Below are 17841 nucleotides of genomic sequence, written 5' to 3'. Positions count from 1 at the left end.
CCCGATCCTCAGCAGGCCCGGGCCGTCCCCGGGCGACAGCGGCAGGATGGAGGTGCGTTGCTGAAGATCGGCTGAAGACCTGAAGACCCCTTCAGCTGTCCGCCGCGGCGACCTGCGACCCTGTTGGGCATGCGCGTACTGGTGGTGGAGGACGAACGCCGGCTGGCCCTGGCGCTGCGGCACGGTCTGACCGCCGAGGGATTCACGGTCGACGTCGCCCACGACGGCCTCTCCGGCCTGGCCCGGGCCATGGAGCACGCCTACGACGTGGTCGTGCTCGACGTCATGCTGCCCGGTCTCAACGGCTACCGGGTGTGCTCACGCCTGCGGGCCTGCGGCAGCGACGTCGGCATCCTCATGCTCACCGCCAAGGACGGCGAATGGGACGAGGCCGAGGCGCTGGACACCGGCGCCGACGACTACCTGTCCAAACCGTTCTCCTTCGTCGTGCTCGTCGCCCGCCTCAAGGCGCTGGCCCGCCGCATCGGCAGCCGCGCGCCCCGTCGTACCGTCCTGGGCGACCTCGTGATCGACTCCGCCGCCCGCACCTGCACGCGCGCCGGCACCACGGTCCCCCTCACGCCCCGCGAGTTCGCCATCCTCGACCACCTCGCCCGCCGGGCCGGCGAGGCGGTCTCCAAGCGGGAGATACTCGACGCCGTCTGGGACAACGCCCTCGACAGCGACCCCAACACCGTCGAGGTCCACGTCAGTGCCCTGCGGCGCAAGATCGACGCGCCTTTCGGGCGAGCCGCGGTCCAGACCGTGCGCGGCGCCGGCTACCGACTGGCGGCCGACGGTGGCTGACCGGACCTCCGCCGGTGCACGGACCGGCGCCGCGCACCACCGCCTGCGCGCGGCCGTGCACCGCCATCTGGCCCGCCACCCCCGCGCCGCGGCCCTCGTCGGCCGTCTGACACCGCGCTCGGTTCGCGCCCGTACCACTCTTGCCGCCTGCGCCAGCGTCGCCGTCGTCCTTTGCGTGGCCTCGGTCGCCGTGGTCCTCCTGCTGCGCGTCAATCTGGAACGCAGCGTCGAGGCCGACGCCCGCGAGCAGGCCCGGGCCGTCGCCCGCCTCGCCGACGACGGTCGTCTCACCAGCCCGCTCCCCCTCGACCACGGCACCGACTTCGTCCAGGTCGTGGACGCGAACGGCACGGTGGTCGCCGCCAGCCAGAACCTCACCGGCCGGCCCCCGCTCGTCCCTGCCGGCCGCGCTCACGGCCGCAGAACCTTCGACCTCGACGCCCCGGGCCACGCGCATCGCCACCACCAGCGCGTCACCGGCGTCGCCGCCCTCACCCCCACCGGCCCCGTCACCATCTATGTGGGCGCGTCCCTGCGTACGGCCGATGCCGCCGAGGACCTCACCACCGCCGCCCTGGCCGTACTGAGCGCGGTTCTGCTGCTGACCGTCGGCGTCCTCACCTGGCGCGCGACCGGCCGCGCCCTGCGGCCGGTGGAGGCCATCCGCGCCGAAGTCGCCGCCATCGGCGACCGTGACCTGAACCGCCGCGTCCCCGTACCCGGCAGCAATGACGAGATCGCCCGTCTCGCCGGCACCATGAACGCCATGCTCCAGCGCCTCGAAGCCGCAGGAACCCGGCAGCGCCGCTTCATCGCGGACGCCTCCCACGAACTGCGCAGCCCCCTGACCGTCCTGCGCACCCAGCTCGAAGTCGCCCTCGCCCACGGCGACCCCGAGGTGCACACGGACCTGGTGGCCGGCGCCCTGGAGGACACCGAACGCCTGCAAGCGCTCGCCGCCGACCTCCTGCTGCTCGCCCGCCTCGACGCCACCGACCACGACTGGCCCGACGAACCCGTCGACCTCACCGACCTCGTACACACCACGGTCGCGGCCCGCGGCGCCGAACCCCACCCGGTCACCGTCCACGCCACGACGGCGATCACCCTCACCGGCAACCCCTTGTGGCTGCGACGGCTGCTGACGAACCTGCTCGACAACGCCCAGCGCCACGCCCGCAGCCACGTCACCGTCCGCCTCACCACCGACCGGGCCGGCGCAGGCGCCGTCCTGGACGTGACCAACGACGGCCCCCCGATCGAGCCCGCCGACCGGGAGAAGATCTTCGAACGGTTCGCCCGCCTCGACGACGCCCGCAGCCGCGACGACGGCGGCACCGGCCTCGGCCTCCCGATCGCCCGCGACATCGCCGCCCTCCACCAGGGCACCCTCGTCGTCCTCGACACCCCCGGAGCGACCACCTTTCGCACCCGGCTGCCCATGGGGGCCTGATTGCGGGCAGCGGATGCCCGCTGCCCGAGCCGGGGCTCGCCGACGAGTGTCCGGCCGAGGGCTACGACATGAGCGTGATCGCACACGTGGCGCAGGCCATCACCGGTCGTCGCCCCGGCCGCGCACGTGGTCAGGCGGCCAGAAGCAGCGTGCGGACCGGCCCGTTGCGCAGCCTGGAGACGGCCGGGGCGGCCAGGCGGCTCGCGATCGCCACGACGGTGAAACCGACGACGGTCCCGACGACGGCCCCCACGAGGACGTCGTGGGGATAATGGGCGCCGACGTAGACGCGTGAGGCGGCCATCAGCATCGCTGCCGGGATGGCGAGGGCGGCCAGGCGCCGGTTCACCAGGAGCAGTCCGGCCGCCACGGCGAAGGCGACGGTGGTGTGGTTGCTGGGGAAGGCGTAGTCGTTGGCCTGCGGGCATGCCTCGATGAGGAAGTCGTGCGGCAGGGCCCGGCAGGGACGCGATTCCTGGAAGACCGACTTGATGCTGTCGTTGGCCAGGTAGGCGATGACGACGGCGACCGGGGTGATCAGCGCAGCGGCCATGGTGCGGGCGTTGCCGCGGCGGGCCAGCCACCAGCCGGCCAGCAGGAGCGCTCCGAACAGGGCAATGCCGTACGTGGTGTAGACGGCCACCGGCCCGTTCAGCCAGTGCGTCCGGTGCGCGAAGTCGGTGACTTCGGTGTACAGGCCGCCGTCTATTGCGGCCCCGTCGAGGCCGTTGGGGCCGGAAGCGGTGCTCATCGTCTACAGGTTCCCGTCATGCGGAGAGGTGGTCCCGTGGGGCTGCTGGAAGCCGCCGCGCGCGGGCGGGGGCCGGGAGGCGACACCCGGCGAGCGTCTACACGCCGGTAGACGACAGCGGCGGCCGAACGGTTCCACGCCTGCGGACGGGCCCGGTGATCAATGAGCGGCTTCGCCCTGGGCGACTTCCACGTCGTGATGGAAGGCGACCAGGCTCGTCGCCGCAGCGCCGGCGGCAGTGGCGGCGCACACGGCGAGGAGTATGGAGATCCAGGGAGCCGCCCGTTGCGCCCGGGGCGCGGGACCTGCGAGGAGAGCGGCGACGCGGCGCGGGACGGGCCCGCTCGTGGCTGCCGGGGCGAGGACCGGCCGCTCGGGGCGGTGGGCGTCGGCGGCCAGTGCCGCACGGGCGATGGCGCGGGCGGCGAGACGGCGGTCGCCGACGGCCGCGGCCGCGGCTTCGTCGGCCGCGCGCTCGGCGGCGAACCGGATGGATGCGCGAACGGTGCGCAATGCGGGGTGGCAGTGTGCGGCCAGCTCGGCCATGGCAAGGAAGCAGTGGTGGTGGCCGGCGTTGTGGGCGCGTTCGTGGGCGAGGAGAACCTCGCGTTCGGCGGGACCCAGGCTACGGATCATCGCGGTGGTGACCACGACACGGGCAGGGCGTCCCGGCAGGGCGTAGGCGTCCGGGTACGGAGAGTCGACGACGCACAGGTCACCGGCGGCCGGCCGGCGACCGGCTTCGGCGTGCGCCGTGCGCAACGCCCTCGCTTGCCGGAGGGCGGAACGGGTCAGCGTCCATGCGCCGACGGCGAGCAGACCGACGGACGCGGCGGCGGCCGGTACCGCCACCGCGTCCCACGGCGTGCGCAAGGGGTGGACCAGCTCGCCGAAGGCCGCGAGAACGGGCAGCTTCAGCAAGCCCGTCAGGACGAGGGCGCCCAGCGCCGTCAGCGATCCGCCGGCCAGCGTGAGCGCGGTGAGGGTCAGGACCCACAGCGCGGCGGCAGGGGCGAGCCGCCCTTCCGCACGCTTGGCCAGCGCCGGCACGGCGAACGGGACCAGCAGGGGAAGCAGCAGCAGGACGGTCATCACTCCTCGGACTCCAGCAGGCCCCTCAGGAGCCGTTCGTCGTCGGGGCTGAGCCCTTCGACGAACCGGGCCAGGACCGTTTCGCGGTCCCCGTCCCGGTCGAGCTCGCTGTGCATGCGCAGGGCGCGCAGCCCGGGGGCGTCCTGAACGGGGAAGTAGGCGTAGCCGCGGCCTTGCCGCCGGCGGTCGACTATGCCCTTTTCGTACAGGCGGGTCAGGGTGGTGGTGACCGTGGTGCGGGCCGGGTCGTGGGCGAGGCCCGCCTGCACCTCGGCCGGAGCGAGGGGGCGCCCCGCGGCCCAGAGCGCGGCCAGAACACCGGCTTCCAGCTCGCCCGCGGGCCGGCGCGCGTCCTTGGCGTTCGTCATGGGAACGTTCCTCACCCCGTCGTCGTCCACAGCGCAGCAGACCGTCTGCGTGCTTGCAGTCGGTCGGGGCGCCGTGTCGGCTGCCCCGCTTGTCCATTATGAAAGGGCCCGCGACGCCTGCCGCCCGCCGGTCAGCGGACGGCGTACGGCAGCAGCGCCATTTCGCGCGCGTTCTTGATGGCGGCGGCGAGGGCTCGCTGCTGCTGCGCCGTCACGCGGGTGACGCGCCGGCTGCGGATCTTCCCCCGGTCGGAGATGAACTTCCGGAGGAGGTCGGTGTCCTTGTAGTCGATGTAGGTGATCCCGGCCGCGTCGAGCGGGTTGGGGCGGGACTTGGCGGGCTTGCGGTGGTCAGGACGTCGCGCCATGGGCGGTTTCTCCTTGCATGAACGTTTCGATGACGGCCCCTGCGGGCCGTGGGACAGGTGGTGCGGGGGTCAGGCGGTGTCGAGGAGGGCGTCGAAGGCGGCGGGCAGGCGCTTCCACGCCTCGCGGCCCGACGTGTACTCCGCGTCCGTCAGCAGGCAGGAGTCGAGGAGTCGTTCGAGCCCGTCCCGGTCGAGACCGGGCGACGTGAAGACCAGGTGCTGACAGCAGTCGCCGTGGTCGGGGTCCCAGTCGAGTGCGGCGGCCGCGCGCCGCATGGGCGGGACCATCTCCCAGGCCGCGTCCGGCAGCGACGCCAGCCATGGGCCGGCGTTCTCCACGCACAGCGCTCCGCCGGCCGCGTCCCAGGAGAGCAGCGTGTCGGGGCGGTCGGCGAGCCAGAAGCGGCCGCGGCTGCGGGCGGCGGCGCAGCACAGGTCCTCGAGTGCCTGGTAGAGGCGTTCGGGGTGGAAGGGCCGCCGGCGGCGCCAGACGAGCGTGGCCACGCCGGCCTCGTCCGCTTCCTGGGGCAGGAGCGCGCACGCGGGGTGCTGGGCGGCCGCCGCGTTCTCGACGTCGAAGCCGGCGAACGCGGCCCGGGCGAGTTCGGCGGAAGCGGCCGGTACTCGCCGCGCGGTGGGGTGCAGCTGCGCGAGGAGGGCATGGTCTTCGTCGTCGGCTTCGGCGCTGTCGACGACGGCGAGGACGGGCGCGTACTCCAGCTGACGGGCCCAGGTGTCACCGACGGTCCGCTGGTCGGTGGGGGCGGCCGCGAGGCCGGCTTCGGCCAGGTCGTCACCGTTGGCGAGGTACGGCAGGACGAGCGCGGGGTCCACGGCCGTGATCACGCTCGTCGGCACCAGACGGCCCCCGCCGCACGCGGCGACGACCTCCGCCATGGCCTTGGGTTCGACCGAGTCCCACAGCTCGACCACGGCGAGACGGGTCAGGCCGCCGTCCGCCAGCCGCTCCAGTTCCGGCACGAGGTCCTCGCGCAGTGCGCAGCACGCACAGTCGTTGACCAGCGGTGTCTCGCCGCGGGAGAGGATGCCGGTGGCGTCGCGGATCAGGCGGACAACGGTGCCGTCCGCCGCCCCGGCCAGGTCGTGGTGCAGCGCCACACTCCCCGGAACGGCCCGCAGGAGGTGTTCGACCACCTCCCTCCGGGCCTCGGCGTGCATTCCGGCGACGATCGCGACGGCGAGCTGGTGCTCCTGACCCATCACCGGGCTCCGTAGCGGCGCTCGAACTTCTCGACGCGGCCGGCCGTGTCGAGAACGCGCGCGGTGCCCGTGTAGAAGGGGTGGCTGGCGGAGGAGATCTCGACGTCGACGACCGGGTAGGTGTTGCCGTCCTCCCACTCGACGGTCTTGTCGCTGGTCATCGTGGAGCGGGTGAGGAACGCGGTGCCGGAGGCGGTGTCGCGGAAGACGACGGGGCCGTAGGCGGGGTGGATTCCGGGCTTCATGGCAGGGACCTTTCGGCGGTGGGGCGGGGTGACGGGGTGCTCAGCGCTCTTCGCGGAAGTCGACGTGGCGACGGGCGACGGGGTCGTACTTGCGCAGCACCAGCCGGTCGGGATCGTTGCGCCGGTTCTTGCGGGTGACGTACGTGAATCCGGTGCCCGCCGTGGAGCGGAGCTTGATGACCGGACGGATCTCGTTGCGTGCCATGGGGCTAGTATATGGCAATGGTTTCCATTTCCGTTAAGCGGAGCCATCGAGAGAGGTAGCAGCACCCATGTCAGCCCACTGCCAACTGACCGGCGCCAAGCCGGGATTCGGCAACACCATCTCCCACTCGCACCGGCGCACCTCGCGCCGCTTCGACCCGAACATCCAGCGCAAGCGCTACTGGCTGCCCAGCGAGGGGCGCCACGTCCGCCTGACCCTGAGCGCCAAGGCGATCAAGACGGTGGACGTCATCGGCATCGAGGCCGCCGTGGCCCGGATCCGCGCGCGAGGAGGGAAGGTCTGATGGCGAAGAAGAGCAAGATCGCGCAGAACGAGAAGCGCAAGAAGATCGTCGAGCGGTACGCCGCCCGCCGGGCCGAACTCAAGGAGACCATCCGCCGCCCCTCCTCCACCGCGGCCGAGCGAGAGGCGGCATGGGCGGAGCTGCGCCGGCAGCCGCGCGACGCCAGCGCCACCCGCGTACGCAACCGCGACAGCGTGGACGGCCGCCCCCGGGGCTACCTGCGCAAGTTCGGTCTGTCCCGGGTGCGGACGCGACAGCAGGCGCACGCGGGATTCCTGCCGGGAGTGACCAAGTCGTCCTGGTAGACGCCTGGTAGACGAAAGTTCGGCCGCACACCCGCCACCAAGAGCGGTCAGGGCGTGCGCATGTGCGTGCGGCACCCCTGTGGGCGAGCAGAAGGCCCGAGGGGTGCCGCACCAGTCCCGGGACGGTCGCCCTGGCGGGTCGGTCAGCTGGCGGGTCGGTCAGCTGCCGGGCGCGTTCAGCAGGCCGTCGACCAGGCGTGCCGCGTAGGCCGCGTCCAGGGCTTCCGTCCCGGGGCGGAAGAGAATGCGGTACATCATCGGCGGCACGACATGGTCGACGACGCTTTCCAGAGCGGGGACCTGCTCGCCCCGGGCCGTGGCACGGTCCAGGATGGTGTCGATCTGCTCGGCCGCGTAGGCCGAGCACTGGCCGGCGTTCGTACCGTCGGGGTCGCCGAGCAGTGCGTCACGGATGTAGGCGCGGCCCGCGGAGGAGGACATGTCCTCCAGGAAGTGCTCGGCCCACGCCGTCAGGTCCGCGGCGAGGCCGCCGAGGTCCTGCGGTGGCAGTTCGGGCCGCAGCCGCTCCACGGCCACGTCCGACATCAGTTCTTGCAGGTCGCCCCAGCGGCGGTAGATGGTCGAGGGCGTGACGCCGGCCCGGGCGGCGACCAGGGGCACGGTGAGGGCGTCGCGGCCGATTTCCGCCTCCAGTTCGCGCACCGCGATGTGCACCGACTGCTGGACGCGGGCGCTGCGCCCTCCGGGGCGGACCATCGGCTTGCGACTCATGCCCCCACCTTAAAGCAAAGATCTCGCGTCTAGCGGGCGGCCGCGGGCAGGACGCGACTGCTGTCAGGCCGCCGCCGCACCTCGCGCCGGCACGGCGGCCCGTACCGGCCGTGTCTGCTCGTAGACGCGTCCCACCCGCAGCAGTACGGCTTCGGCGAGCGGGTGACCGAGGAGCTGCATGCCGATCGGCAGCCCCGCGCGGTCGTGGCCGACGGGGAGGGTGAGGGCGGGCACGCCCGTGATGTTGGCGGGGGCGGAGAGGCGTACATAGGCGTCCGAGACGCTTTCGACCGTGCCGTCGGCCCAGGTGACGGACTCCTGCCCGGCCGGTACCGCAGTGAGCGGCACGGTGGGCGCGGCGATCACATCGACGTCCGCCAGCATGCGGGCCCACTCCTGCCGCATCAGCGTGCGCGCCCGCTGGGCCCGCAGGTAGTCCCCGGCGGGCATCAGCTCGCCGGCTTCGAGGAGCACACGGACGTCCGCCTGGTAGAGGTCGGGCACGGTGCGCAGGGTTCGCTCGTGGTAGGCGGTGGCCTCGGGGACCATCAGTCCCCACTGGGTGGCCTGGATGTACCGCGTCATGGGGATGTCGACCTCGACCAGTTGCGCCCCCAGTTCCTCCAGGTGGTCGATCGCTCGCCGCACGGCCGCCTCCACGTCGGGGTCGACCCGGTCGAAGTAGTAGGTGCGCGGTACGCCGACCCGCAGTCCCCTCAGGCCGGGCTCGGCATGCACCGGCGGTGAGGCGGGATCGCGCGGGTCGTGGCCGGTCAGAGCCGGCAGTACCAGCCCGGCGTCCTCCACGGTGCGGGTGAGCGGGCCAACATGGTCCAGCGACCAGGACAGCGACGTCACCCCGTGCCGGGGAACGAGGCCGTACGTCGGTTTCAGGCCGACGATCCCGTTGAGCGCCGCGGGCACCCGGATCGAGCCGCCGGTGTCGGTGCCGAGCGCGAAGGTCGCCGCGCCCGCGGCCACCGCCACGGCCGAGCCACCGCTGGAACCGCCGGCGATCCGGTCGGGAAAGAAGGCGTTGCGCGTCTGAGGGGTGGTCAGTCCGTAGGCGAACTCGTGGGTGTGGGTCTTGCCGACGAGCACCGCGCCGGCCGCCGTCAGGCGTGCGTGGACGGCGCTGTCCGACTCGGCGCGGTGGCCGGCCCGCACCCGGGAACTGGCCGTGGTCGCCTCGCCGGCCACGTCGATCAGGTCCTTCAGGCCCATGGGGATGCCGTGCAGCGGCCCCCGGTCGCGGCCGCCGGCGAGCTCCCGTTCGGCCTGGCGTGCTGCGCGCCGCGCCCGTCGGGCCGTCACCGTCACGAACGCCTGCAGGTGGGGCTCGACTTGCTCGAGGCGGCCCAGTACGGAGTCCAGCAGCTCGACGGGGGACAGCCGCCGCTGCCGCATCGCCTCCGCGGCGGCGGCCAGGGACATTTCATACGGCTGCACGGGGCGGCTCCTCTTCCAGGTGTGCGCCGTCGGCGCGGTAGGCCGCGGCGGGCGGCACGTCGCCGAAGTCCAGTTCGCGCAGGACCGAGACGACGGAGTGGATGTGCTGGGCGGTTGCCGCCACGAGGGCGTGGCGATCGGCGGACAGCGGCAGGCCGCAGCGGGCGGCCCAGCGGGCCGCCTCCGGTGGACCGAGAGTGGGCACGGAGCGCCCCCCTTCCAGCAAAAGCTAATGATTTGCGTTAGTGGACGATAGACCCCACGGCGAACTAACGCAAACGAATTGCTTTTAGCGGGCCGGAGGGGAGCCTCATGCCACCGCGCTTCTTCCAAGTCCCGCTGGTCGTCCCGGACCTGGACGAGTCCGACGTGCGCCGGACGGCCGGGATCCCGGCCCCGTCAGTAGAGTCGGCATCAGCATCGCCGGGCCCGCCCATCATCCGAGGAGTACCCCGTGAAAATGCTGATCAACGTCCCCGAGACCGTGGTGGCCGATGCGCTGCGCGGGATGGCGGCCGTGCATCCGGAGTTGCTGGTGGATCCGGAGCGGCGGGTGGTGGTCCGGCGGGATGCGCCGGTGGCGGGGAAGGTGGGGCTGGTGTCGGGTGGGGGGTCGGGGCACGAGCCGTTGCATGCGGGGTTCGTGGGGCCGGGGATGCTGGATGCAGCGTGTCCCGGGGAGGTGTTCACCTCGCCGGTGCCCGACCAGATGGTGCGGGCCGCGGCCGCGGTGGACAGCGGCCAGGGCGTGCTGTTCGTCGTGAAGAACTACACAGGCGACGTGCTCAACTTCAACATGGCCGCCGAGCTCGCCGAGGACGAGGGCATCCAGGTCGCCAGCGTACTGGTCAACGACGACGTCGCCGTGACCGACAGTCTGTACACGGCGGGGCGCCGGGGGACGGGGGCCACGCTGTTCGTCGAGAAGATCGCCGGGGCGGCCACCGAGGCCGGTGCGCCGCTGGAGCGGGTGGAGGCGATCGCCCGGCGGGTGAACGAGGGCTCGCGCAGTTTCGGGGTGGCGCTCGCGGCGTGCACGACGCCGGCGAAGGGCGGCCCGACGTTCGACCTGCCGGCCGGTGAGCTGGAGCTGGGGGTGGGCATTCACGGGGAGCCGGGCCGGGAGCGGCGGGCGATGATGACGTCGGGGGAGATCGCCGACGTGGCGGTGCAGGCGGTGCTGGACGACCTGCGGCCGGCCGGTCCGGTGCTGGTGCTGGTGAACGGGGCGGGGGGCACTCCCCTGCTGGAGCTGTACGGGTTCGCGGCGGAGGTGCACCGGGTGCTGCGCGAGCGCGGGGTGGCGGTCGCGCGGACGCTGGTGGGCAACTACGTGACGTCGCTGGACATGGCCGGCGCCTCGGTGACGCTGTGTCAGACGGACGACGAGCTGCTGCGGCTGTACGACGCCCCTGTTGCCACCCCTGCCCTGCGCTGGGGGCGCTGAGGCGACGCGCCCGCAGTCGGCATTGGGGGGGCGCTGCCCCGCCCGGCGGATCTTCGTCATGCGGCACCACGGCGCCCCGTAGGGGCGCGGGGAACTGCGCGACCAGCCACCGACGGCCCGCAGCCAAGGCGCCACCCCGGAGTCCGGGCGCAGCCCGGCACTCCGTCTGCGGGCGCGTCGTGGCGTGTCTCGCCCGCGCGGCGGAGCCGCAGACCGACACTGCCCGCGCCCCTACGGGGCGCTGCACGATCCACCGGACACGCCCTAGTCGGCCCCGTACCAGACGGTCGTGGCGTTGCAGAACTCGCGGATGCCGTGGCCCGACAGCTCGCGGCCGTAGCCGGAGCGCTTGACGCCGCCGAAGGGCAGGGCGGGATGGGAGGCGGTCATGCCGTTGAAGTAGACGCCGCCCGCCTCCATGTCCCGTACGAAGCGCTGCTGTTCGGCCTCGTCGCGCGTCCAGACGTTGGAACTCAGCCCGAAGGGGCTGTCGTTGGCCAGGGCGACGGCCTCGTCGAGGTCGTCGACCCGGTACAGGCCGGCGACGGGGCCGAACGTCTCCTCGCGGTGGATGCGCATGGCGGGGGTGATGCCGGCGAGGACGGTCGGCTCGTAGTACCAGCCGCGCTCCAGGCCGGCCGGGCGGCGGCCGCCGCACAGGGCGGTGGCGCCTTGGTGCAGGGCGTCGTCGACGAGTTCCTCCAGGTCGGCGCGGCCGCGTTCGGTGGCCAGCGGTCCGACGTCGGTGGAGTCCGCCATGGGGTCGCCCACCGTGAGGCCCTCCATGAGGGCGGTGAAGCGTTCGGCGAAGGCGTCGTAGACGTCGGTGTGGACGATGAAGCGCTTGGCGGCGATGCAGGACTGGCCGTTGTTCTGCACGCGGGCCGTGACGGCGGTGCGCACGGCGCGGGCGAGGTCGGCGGAGGGCATGACCACGTACGGGTCGCTGCCGCCGAGTTCCAGGACGGTCTTCTTGATCTCGTCGCCGGCGACCGCCGCGACGGCGCGGCCGGCCGGTTCGCTGCCGGTGAGGGTGGCGGCGGCCACCCGCTCGTCGCGCAGGACGGCCTCGACGGCGCCGGAGCCGATGAGCAGGGTCTGGAAGCAGCCCTCGGGGAATCCGGCGCGCAGGAAGAGGTCCTCCAGGTAGAGGGCGGTCTGCGGCACGTTGGAGGCGTGCTTGAGGAGCCCGACGTTGCCGGCCATCAGGGCGGGGGCGGCGAAGCGCACGACCTGCCAGAGCGGGAAGTTCCACGGCATGACGGCGAGGATCACGCCCAGCGGCCGGTAGTGGACGCGCGCGTGTGCGGCTCCCGCGTCCTTCGCCTCCGCCGGCGGGGCCACCTCGTCCGCGAGCAGGGCCTCGGCGTTGCGGGCGTACCAGCGCATGGCCTTCGCGCACTTGGCGGCCTCGGCGCGCGCGGCCTCCAGGGGCTTGCCCATCTCGGTGGTCATGGTGCGGGCGATGTCGTCGCGGTCGTCGTCGAGCAGGTCGGCGGCCTCGCCCAGCAGCCGGGCGCGTTCGGCGAAGCTCGTGGTGCGGTGGGTGCGGAAGGCCGCGGCCGCGGCGGCCAGGCGCCGCTCGGTCTCCTCCGGTCCCAGCTCCGGGAAGGTCTTGAGGGTCTCGCCGGTCGCGGGGTTCACCGTTGCGATGGGCATGCCTCGACTCTGCGGCGCGGCGGACGGCGGCGCAAGACAGCGTCGGCAGGACGGTGCCGGCCGCGTCACTCGAACCGGTGTGCGTCGCCCGGCCCGGGTAGCGGGACGCCGTGCCGTCACTAAGCTGAATTCCGTCTCGGATGATTTCTCACCGGGAGCGGAAGGAAACCGAGCGGTTCCCGCCCCGTGACCGTGGGGGCCGGCCCCTCTTCCCCGGCCCCCTGCCCGGCCCCTTCGCCGGTGCCCGGGCCCGTTCGCGGGGCGGCGTGCCGCTCGTCCGCCGGTCTCACCAGTGCCGGCGCACGGGCGCGGGCGGCAGGTCCAGGACGCGGACGAGGCCGGCCCACCCCGCGGGCCGGGCCTCGTCCAGGGTCTCCAGGTGCCCGGTGCGGGAGCGGGCGGCCGTGCGCAGCAGCTGCAGCAGTCCGTCGCCCGTCAGCCGGCCGTCGCCCGGCGCCGCCGCCCGCCGGCAGGCCAGGCCCACGATGAAGTACGCGGGCACGGCCCGTCCCGAGCGCCACAGCACGGCCTCCCCGGCCTGCTCCAGCGCGAGCACCTGCTCCATGTGGGTCAAGGTGAACTCGCCGAGCGGCAGGGGGCACAGGGTGACCGCGTGCACGCGGTAGCCGGCCTCCTCCAGCAGGTGCACGGCCTTGCGCGGCGTGGAGTAGCTGCCGATGGTCAGGCCCAGGTCGCTGCCGAGCGCCCGGCCGTGGGCGATGACGGCGGGCGCCCACCGCAGCCCGTCCTCGCCGCCGCTGATGGAGCGCCGGCGGGAGCCGGCCGCGGCGGTGAGGGGGACGTACGGCGGGTTGCTGGTGACGACGAGCGGGCGGGGCAGCGGGGTGGGCGCGGTGGCGAGCAGGTCCTTCGTGGACAGTTCGGCGAAGTCGCCGTGGCCGACGGTGACCGGCCCGGCGTCGTGCGGGGCGTAGTGCTCGCGGGCCCAGGCGACGGAGTCCGGCGAGGCGTCGACGCCGTGGACGCGGGCGGCGCCGGCGCGGGCGATGGCGGCGGCTGCGGCGCCGCTGCCGCAGCCGAGGTCGAGGACGGAGCAGTCGTCGCCGATCAGGTCGTGGGCGACCCACACGCCGGTCTCGGTGTCGGCGGGTTCGAAGAAGACGTGGGGCGATGCGGGCGGCGTGAGGTCCGCTCCGGTCAGGTGGACGTGGCTGTTGACGCGGGTGACGTGCGGCACGGCGATCCCCTGTCGGTCGGTGGCGGTGGGGCGGGTGGGCGGCGCGCTGTCCGGTCCGCCGGCGGGGGCGGTGCGGGCGCTGGACGGACCCGGGGCGGACCGGGTGGTGGGCGGGCGCTCAGGGGTCGACCAGGCGGGCCTCGGCGAAGGCCGTACGACCGCCGTCGGCGTCGAGCACCCCGGTCTCGGTGAAGAGCCGGACGGCGTGCCGGGAGGCGGTGCGGACGTCCCGGTCGACCTTGTGGGCCGGGTAGGTGTCGTGGACCACCTCCTCGGCCTGCCGCGGCGTCAGCCCGGCGGCGGTCAGCGAGGCCCGTACGGGGCGCAGGTCGGGCAGGAGGCTGGAGCGGATCAGCTCCGGCAGGCAGCGTGCGATGCGGCCGCGGCGGGCGGCGTCCTGGCCGGCCCACAGGTCGCGGAAGAAGCCGGAGAAGAAGGCGTGGTGCCATCCCTCGTCGCGGGCGTGGTCGCGCACGACGTCGCGCACCAGCGTCAGGACCCGCTCGTCCTTGGGGACGTCGCACAGGATGGCGGTGATGAGGGTTTCGAAGACCACGACCTGCAGCAGCTGGGCGAGCCGGCGCTCGCCGGGCAGGGCGCGGGCGCCGGCGTCGTCGAGCCGGCGCAGGAAGGGGGCGAAGTCGTACGGCGCGGGGGCGATGCCGCTGGCGCGGGAGACCTGGTCGACGACGTCGAGGCTGTACAGGGAGTGGTAGCCCTCGTCGACGTAGATGCGGTAGGCGTCCAACCGGGTGGCGGTCGGCAGGTCCAGCCCGCTGCGGCCGCCGGCGATGGCGTCCGTGGCCCGGTTGACCACCCTCGTCTCGAACTGGGCGGTGAAGCCGAGGTAGTGGTAGAGGTGGCGGGCGAGCAGTTCGGTGTGCCGTTCGGGGGGCAGGGCGGCGACGGCGGGGTGGGCGAGGCAGGGGACGAGGTCGGGCGGGAAGAAGAGGCGCCCCTCGTCGAGCTCGCCGGCCAGGACACGGCGCGGATCGCTGCGCACTCCGGCCCGTTCGTACCAGTCGCGGCCGGGGCCGGTGGCGGTCACGGCGGCTCCTTCTGTGGGGCGGACGGTTCGCGGGCGCGGGGGTGCGCCGGCGGTGGGCCGGCCGGCAGGTGGGTGACGGCGCGGACGCCGACGCCCCGGCCGACGTCGGCGCCGGCCAGGCCCTGGCGGCGGCGCCAGGAGGGGCGGTAGACGGTCTCCAGGTAGCGGTCGGCGCCGTCGGGACACAGGCAGGCGGCCCGGCGCCGGTCCGTGGTGCGCAGCAGGTGCAGGGCGGCGGCGACGAGGGCGCCGGAACTGCCGCCGACGGCCACGCCCGTGGTCTCGGCGAGCCACAGGCAGGCGCTGACGGCCTCCTGGGGCGTGACCCGGACGGACGGGGCGTGGCCGTGGGGCAGGAAGAGGGAGCGGCGGCTGGCCCCGATGCCGGGGAGCAGGCGGGGGCCGGCGGTGCCGCCGAGGGCGGCCGAGCCGGTGACGTCGACGCCGACGAGTTCCCAGGCGGGGCGGGCGGCGTGGAGATAGGCGCGGAAGCCGGCGAGGGTGCCGCCGGTGGAGACGGCGATCAGGACGCTGGTGGGCTGCTCGCCCGTCTGGGCGCGCAGTTCGGGTGCGGTCTCGCGGGTGTGGACGGCGGGGCTGGCGGGGTTGGCGTACTGGTCGGGCCACACCAGGCGGGGCTCGGCGGCGAGCTGCTCGCGGAGGCGGGCGAGCCGGTTGAGGAGGTATCCGCCGGCCCCGTCGGGGCGGTCGACGGTGAGGACCCGGCCGCCGAGGGCGGCCACGGCGTCCACGAGCGCGGTGCTGCTGCGCGGGTCCATGACGGCGGTGAAGGGGATGCGGTGGGCCGCGGCGACACCGGCGAGGGCGAGGCCGAGGTTGCCGGAGGTGGATTCGATGATTCCGATGCCGGGATCCACCCGGGGGGCCACGTCCTGCCACAGGGCCAGGGCGGTGCGCCCCTTGACGGAGCCGTACGGGCCGTACGACTCCAGCTTCAGCCAGAGGGTGGCGGGGCGGCCGTGAACGGACAGTTCCAGGCCGACGACCGGTGTGCGCGGCACCGGGGACCCGCTCGTGACCGGCGGATCCGGGTACCCCTCGGCAGGGCCCGCCAACGACGCCTCCCCGGGGACTTGCCCGGCGCGCGGCACCGTCGCCGTCCCGGGAAACCATGCCTCCTGATCTTCGAATCTATGAGCGGTCCCTGGCACGGGCAAGGGGCATTCACGCCAGCTTCGGGGCGGGTCGCGGGCCCGGCCGGTCAGCGCGGGCCCGGCCGGTCAGCGCGGGCCCGGCCGGTCAGCGCGGCGGCCGGTCGGTCAGCGCGGCGGCCGGTCGGCGGGCTCCTCGTCGGGGACGAGGGGCCCCGGCAGCCGGGGCGCGTCCTGCCCGCCGAGGCCGCCGCCCACGGGCGGCGCCGCATCCCGTGCAACCGGTGAGCCGTTGGTGGCCGGCGGGGCCGGGGGGACCCATGGTTCGCGGGGGACGACGGGGCCCCTGGCCCGCTTGACGAGGGCGCTGCCGCCCGCCGGTTGCTCCTCGCCGCCGGGCACCCCGGGCAGCACGGCCGTCCCGGTCACCACGGGGTTGCCGGCGACCGCCGGCTCCCCCGGGGCCGCCACCGCCGCCCCGGGCAGCATCCGGGCGCGGTAGAGCATGGCCACGGCGCCGGCGGAGGCGAGCCCGAAGGACAGGCAGCACACCCACGGCAGCCAGGGCCAGCCGGCCTGTTCGGCGATGTCCATGGCCCGCCCCACCACGGCGTTGCCGCCGGTGGCGGCGATGCCGGAGAAGACGTAGAACAGGCCGAAGTAGGTGCCGGTCAGGCTCTCGCGGCCGAAGCCGGGGATCATCTCCAGCACGGTCGGGTGGGCGACCATGATGCCGAAGAACAGCATGACCGAGCTCAGCACCATCACGCCCAGCCGGGCGGCCGCCGCGGTCGTGCCCACGGGCGGCTCGGTGCAGCAGACCAGCAGCGGGGGCAGGAAGCTCGCGCCCATGACGACCAGGCCCGAGCTCACCCAGCGGGTGCCGCCGCCGTTGCGTTCCAGTGCGCGGGTGATGCGCAGCTGGAAGACCATGTTGGCCAGCGCGCCCGCCGCCAGGAGCACCCCTCCCCCGGCCTTCCAGCCCGACGCCCGCAAGGCGCCGTCCGGCAGCAGGAGGTAGAGCTGGTTCTCCATGGTGAACATGCCGGTGGTGGCGAGGCAGAACAGCAGGAACCTGCGGTTGGCCATCGCCTCGCGCCAGTCGGCGAGCACCGAGGCGGAGGGGACGGGAGCGACACCACGGGTGGGCAGCACCATGGCCTGGGCGACGGTCAGGAGGCCGAAGACCGCCGCGACGGCCACCGCGCACATCCGGAAGTCGGCGAGGAAGAGCACGCTGCCCAGCAGGAGCCCGCTCAGGGAGCCGATGGTGGCGTAGACGTTGAGGCGGGCGAACGCCTCGGCCTTGCCGTCCCCCGACTCCAGTGCGACGTAGGTGCGTACGGCCGGGTAGAACAGCGCCGCGGCCAGGCCGGTCAGGGCCGATGCGCACATCAGCAGCCCCAGGGAGCTGCCGAAGGCGAAGAGGGCGAAGCCCACGGTCCGCAGTGCGCAGCCGGCGATGATCACTACTCGGGGACCGAGCCGGTCCGCCGCCGATCCACCGAGGACGAACAGACCCTGCTGACTGAGGGTCCGTGCCCCGAGGACCAGTCCGACGAGGGCGGCCGACATTCCCAGGCCCTGCTCCAGATAGGCCGCGAGAAACGGCATCAGGAGATAGAAGCCAATGTCGATCCCAAACTGATTGAGCAATAGCAATCGCAATGCGAGAGGGAACTCGCGCGTCGCCCGAAACTTTCTCATGAGCGTTCCTGAATCCAGCCCGGGCAGGCGGGAACGCCCTGATCCAAGGGCGCGCCAAGCGACCGGGGGTGTGACGGTGCGCCAAGCGGCGGGGAGGGAATCCGGGGCGACCTCAGGAACCTTCCTGATCAGAGCCCTGACTGAGCGTCAGTTCGCTCCGGTGTCCACGTCGTCGACTCGCTTGTCCGTTCGCAGGAACGGCCGCACTCGCTGACTGGGAGAGGGCGGTCGATCATATGCTTTTGCGGTGCATCCTCACTGACCCCCGGCTGCTCTCGGAAGAAGGAGCAGAGGACACTTTAGCAAAGCAATCTCTTTCCCAACAGTGCCGGTGAGAGGCCTGACGGCACCCTCGGTATCGAAAGAACGG

20 protein-coding genes are annotated in these 17841 nt (G+C 73.5%); 5 read left to right on the top strand and 15 right to left on the bottom strand.

The window, feature by feature from the left end:
• The first annotated feature begins 129 nt into the window (after positions 1 to 129).
• A complete protein-coding gene (locus ABD361_RS04710) occupies positions 130 to 807 on the top strand; it encodes a response regulator transcription factor (RefSeq protein WP_344433403.1) in 678 nt (225 codons plus the stop codon).
• Complete coding sequence (locus tag ABD361_RS04705) at positions 800 to 2260, top strand: sensor histidine kinase (RefSeq protein ID WP_344433402.1); 1461 nt, start codon at positions 800 to 802, stop codon at positions 2258 to 2260. Before ABD361_RS04710 ends, ABD361_RS04705 begins: the two co-directional genes overlap by 8 nt.
• A 130-nt stretch (positions 2261 to 2390) precedes the next feature.
• On the opposite strand, the gene ABD361_RS04700 is transcribed toward ABD361_RS04705, so the two are convergent.
• The 7 genes from ABD361_RS04700 to rpmG form a co-directional block, all read right to left on the bottom strand.
• Positions 2391 to 3011: a phosphatase PAP2 family protein gene (locus ABD361_RS04700; RefSeq protein ID WP_344433401.1), complete on the bottom strand. Its 621-nt coding sequence runs from the start codon at positions 3009 to 3011 to the stop codon at positions 2391 to 2393.
• A gap of 159 nt (positions 3012 to 3170) precedes the next feature.
• The gene (locus tag ABD361_RS04695; RefSeq protein WP_344433400.1) at positions 3171 to 4103 is read right to left on the bottom strand and encodes a M48 family metalloprotease; all 933 of its coding nucleotides are present in this window, start codon (positions 4101 to 4103) and stop codon (positions 3171 to 3173) included.
• Positions 4103 to 4471 carry a BlaI/MecI/CopY family transcriptional regulator gene (locus ABD361_RS04690; protein WP_344433399.1) on the bottom strand — a complete coding sequence of 123 codons (369 nt, stop codon included), beginning with the start codon at positions 4469 to 4471 and terminating at the stop codon, positions 4103 to 4105. Before ABD361_RS04690 ends, ABD361_RS04695 begins: the two co-directional genes overlap by 1 nt.
• Positions 4472 to 4602: 131 nt before the next feature.
• On the bottom strand, positions 4603 to 4839 hold the full coding sequence (gene rpsR / locus ABD361_RS04685) for a 30S ribosomal protein S18 (RefSeq protein ID WP_344433398.1): 237 nt from the start codon (positions 4837 to 4839) through the stop codon (positions 4603 to 4605).
• Positions 4840 to 4908: 69 nt separating this feature from the next.
• Complete coding sequence (locus tag ABD361_RS04680; protein WP_344433396.1) at positions 4909 to 6060, bottom strand: CobW family GTP-binding protein; 1152 nt, start codon at positions 6058 to 6060, stop codon at positions 4909 to 4911.
• Positions 6060 to 6305: a type B 50S ribosomal protein L31 gene (locus tag ABD361_RS04675; protein WP_344433394.1), complete on the bottom strand. Its 246-nt coding sequence runs from the start codon at positions 6303 to 6305 to the stop codon at positions 6060 to 6062. The genes ABD361_RS04680 and ABD361_RS04675 overlap by 1 nt, the downstream gene beginning before the upstream one ends.
• 40 nt (positions 6306 to 6345) lie before the next feature.
• The gene (rpmG, locus tag ABD361_RS04670) at positions 6346 to 6510 is read right to left on the bottom strand and encodes a 50S ribosomal protein L33 (protein WP_150529996.1); all 165 of its coding nucleotides are present in this window, start codon (positions 6508 to 6510) and stop codon (positions 6346 to 6348) included.
• Between the two features lie 67 nt (positions 6511 to 6577).
• Here rpmG and rpmB point away from each other — a divergent pair, with 67 nt between their 5' ends.
• Together rpmB and rpsN are read left to right on the top strand one after the other, a co-directional pair.
• Positions 6578 to 6814, top strand: coding sequence for a 50S ribosomal protein L28 (rpmB, locus tag ABD361_RS04665; RefSeq protein ID WP_344433393.1), 237 nt, complete (start codon positions 6578 to 6580; stop codon positions 6812 to 6814).
• Positions 6814 to 7119: a 30S ribosomal protein S14 gene (gene rpsN, locus ABD361_RS04660; RefSeq protein ID WP_344433392.1), complete on the top strand. Its 306-nt coding sequence runs from the start codon at positions 6814 to 6816 to the stop codon at positions 7117 to 7119. Before rpmB ends, rpsN begins: the two co-directional genes overlap by 1 nt.
• Before the next feature lie 159 nt (positions 7120 to 7278).
• On the opposite strand, the gene ABD361_RS04655 is transcribed toward rpsN, so the two are convergent.
• From ABD361_RS04655 to ABD361_RS04645, 3 genes are all read right to left on the bottom strand, one after another.
• Positions 7279 to 7851 carry a TetR/AcrR family transcriptional regulator gene (locus ABD361_RS04655; RefSeq protein ID WP_344433390.1) on the bottom strand — a complete coding sequence of 191 codons (573 nt, stop codon included), beginning with the start codon at positions 7849 to 7851 and terminating at the stop codon, positions 7279 to 7281.
• A 63-nt stretch (positions 7852 to 7914) separates the two neighbouring features.
• Positions 7915 to 9300 (bottom strand): amidase, encoded by a 1386-nt coding sequence (locus ABD361_RS04650; protein WP_344433388.1) that lies wholly within the window; start codon positions 9298 to 9300, stop codon positions 7915 to 7917.
• The gene (locus tag ABD361_RS04645; RefSeq protein WP_344433387.1) at positions 9287 to 9505 is read right to left on the bottom strand and encodes a hypothetical protein; all 219 of its coding nucleotides are present in this window, start codon (positions 9503 to 9505) and stop codon (positions 9287 to 9289) included. Before ABD361_RS04645 ends, ABD361_RS04650 begins: the two co-directional genes overlap by 14 nt.
• A gap of 255 nt (positions 9506 to 9760) precedes the next feature.
• Between ABD361_RS04645 and dhaK the strand changes: the two genes are divergently transcribed.
• Positions 9761 to 10747, top strand: a complete 987-nt coding sequence (dhaK, locus tag ABD361_RS04640; RefSeq protein ID WP_344433670.1) for a dihydroxyacetone kinase subunit DhaK — start codon at positions 9761 to 9763, stop codon at positions 10745 to 10747.
• A 264-nt stretch (positions 10748 to 11011) separates the two neighbouring features.
• Here dhaK and ABD361_RS04635 read toward each other — a convergent pair whose 3' ends face one another.
• The 5 genes from ABD361_RS04635 to ABD361_RS04615 form a co-directional block, all read right to left on the bottom strand.
• Entirely contained in the window at positions 11012 to 12406 is a 1395-nt protein-coding gene (locus ABD361_RS04635) for an NADP-dependent succinic semialdehyde dehydrogenase (protein WP_344433386.1), read from the bottom strand.
• Between the two features lie 286 nt (positions 12407 to 12692).
• Entirely contained in the window at positions 12693 to 13604 is a 912-nt protein-coding gene (locus tag ABD361_RS04630; RefSeq protein ID WP_344433385.1) for a methyltransferase domain-containing protein, read from the bottom strand.
• A gap of 118 nt (positions 13605 to 13722) precedes the next feature.
• Positions 13723 to 14652, bottom strand: a complete 930-nt coding sequence (locus ABD361_RS04625; RefSeq protein WP_344433384.1) for a diiron oxygenase — start codon at positions 14650 to 14652, stop codon at positions 13723 to 13725.
• Entirely contained in the window at positions 14649 to 15674 is a 1026-nt protein-coding gene (locus tag ABD361_RS04620) for a pyridoxal-phosphate dependent enzyme (RefSeq protein WP_344433383.1), read from the bottom strand. Before ABD361_RS04620 ends, ABD361_RS04625 begins: the two co-directional genes overlap by 4 nt.
• A gap of 258 nt (positions 15675 to 15932) precedes the next feature.
• Positions 15933 to 17471 (bottom strand): MFS transporter, encoded by a 1539-nt coding sequence (locus ABD361_RS04615; RefSeq protein WP_344433381.1) that lies wholly within the window; start codon positions 17469 to 17471, stop codon positions 15933 to 15935.
• Positions 17472 to 17841 lie beyond the last annotated feature (370 nt).

The sequence above is a fragment of the Streptomyces luteosporeus genome (genome assembly GCF_039532865.1).
In the GTDB taxonomy this organism is placed as follows: Bacteria; Actinomycetota; Actinomycetes; order Streptomycetales; family Streptomycetaceae; genus Streptomyces; species Streptomyces luteosporeus.
The sequence above is the reverse complement of the archived record's forward strand: the minus strand, read 5'-3'. Positions and strand labels throughout refer to the sequence as shown.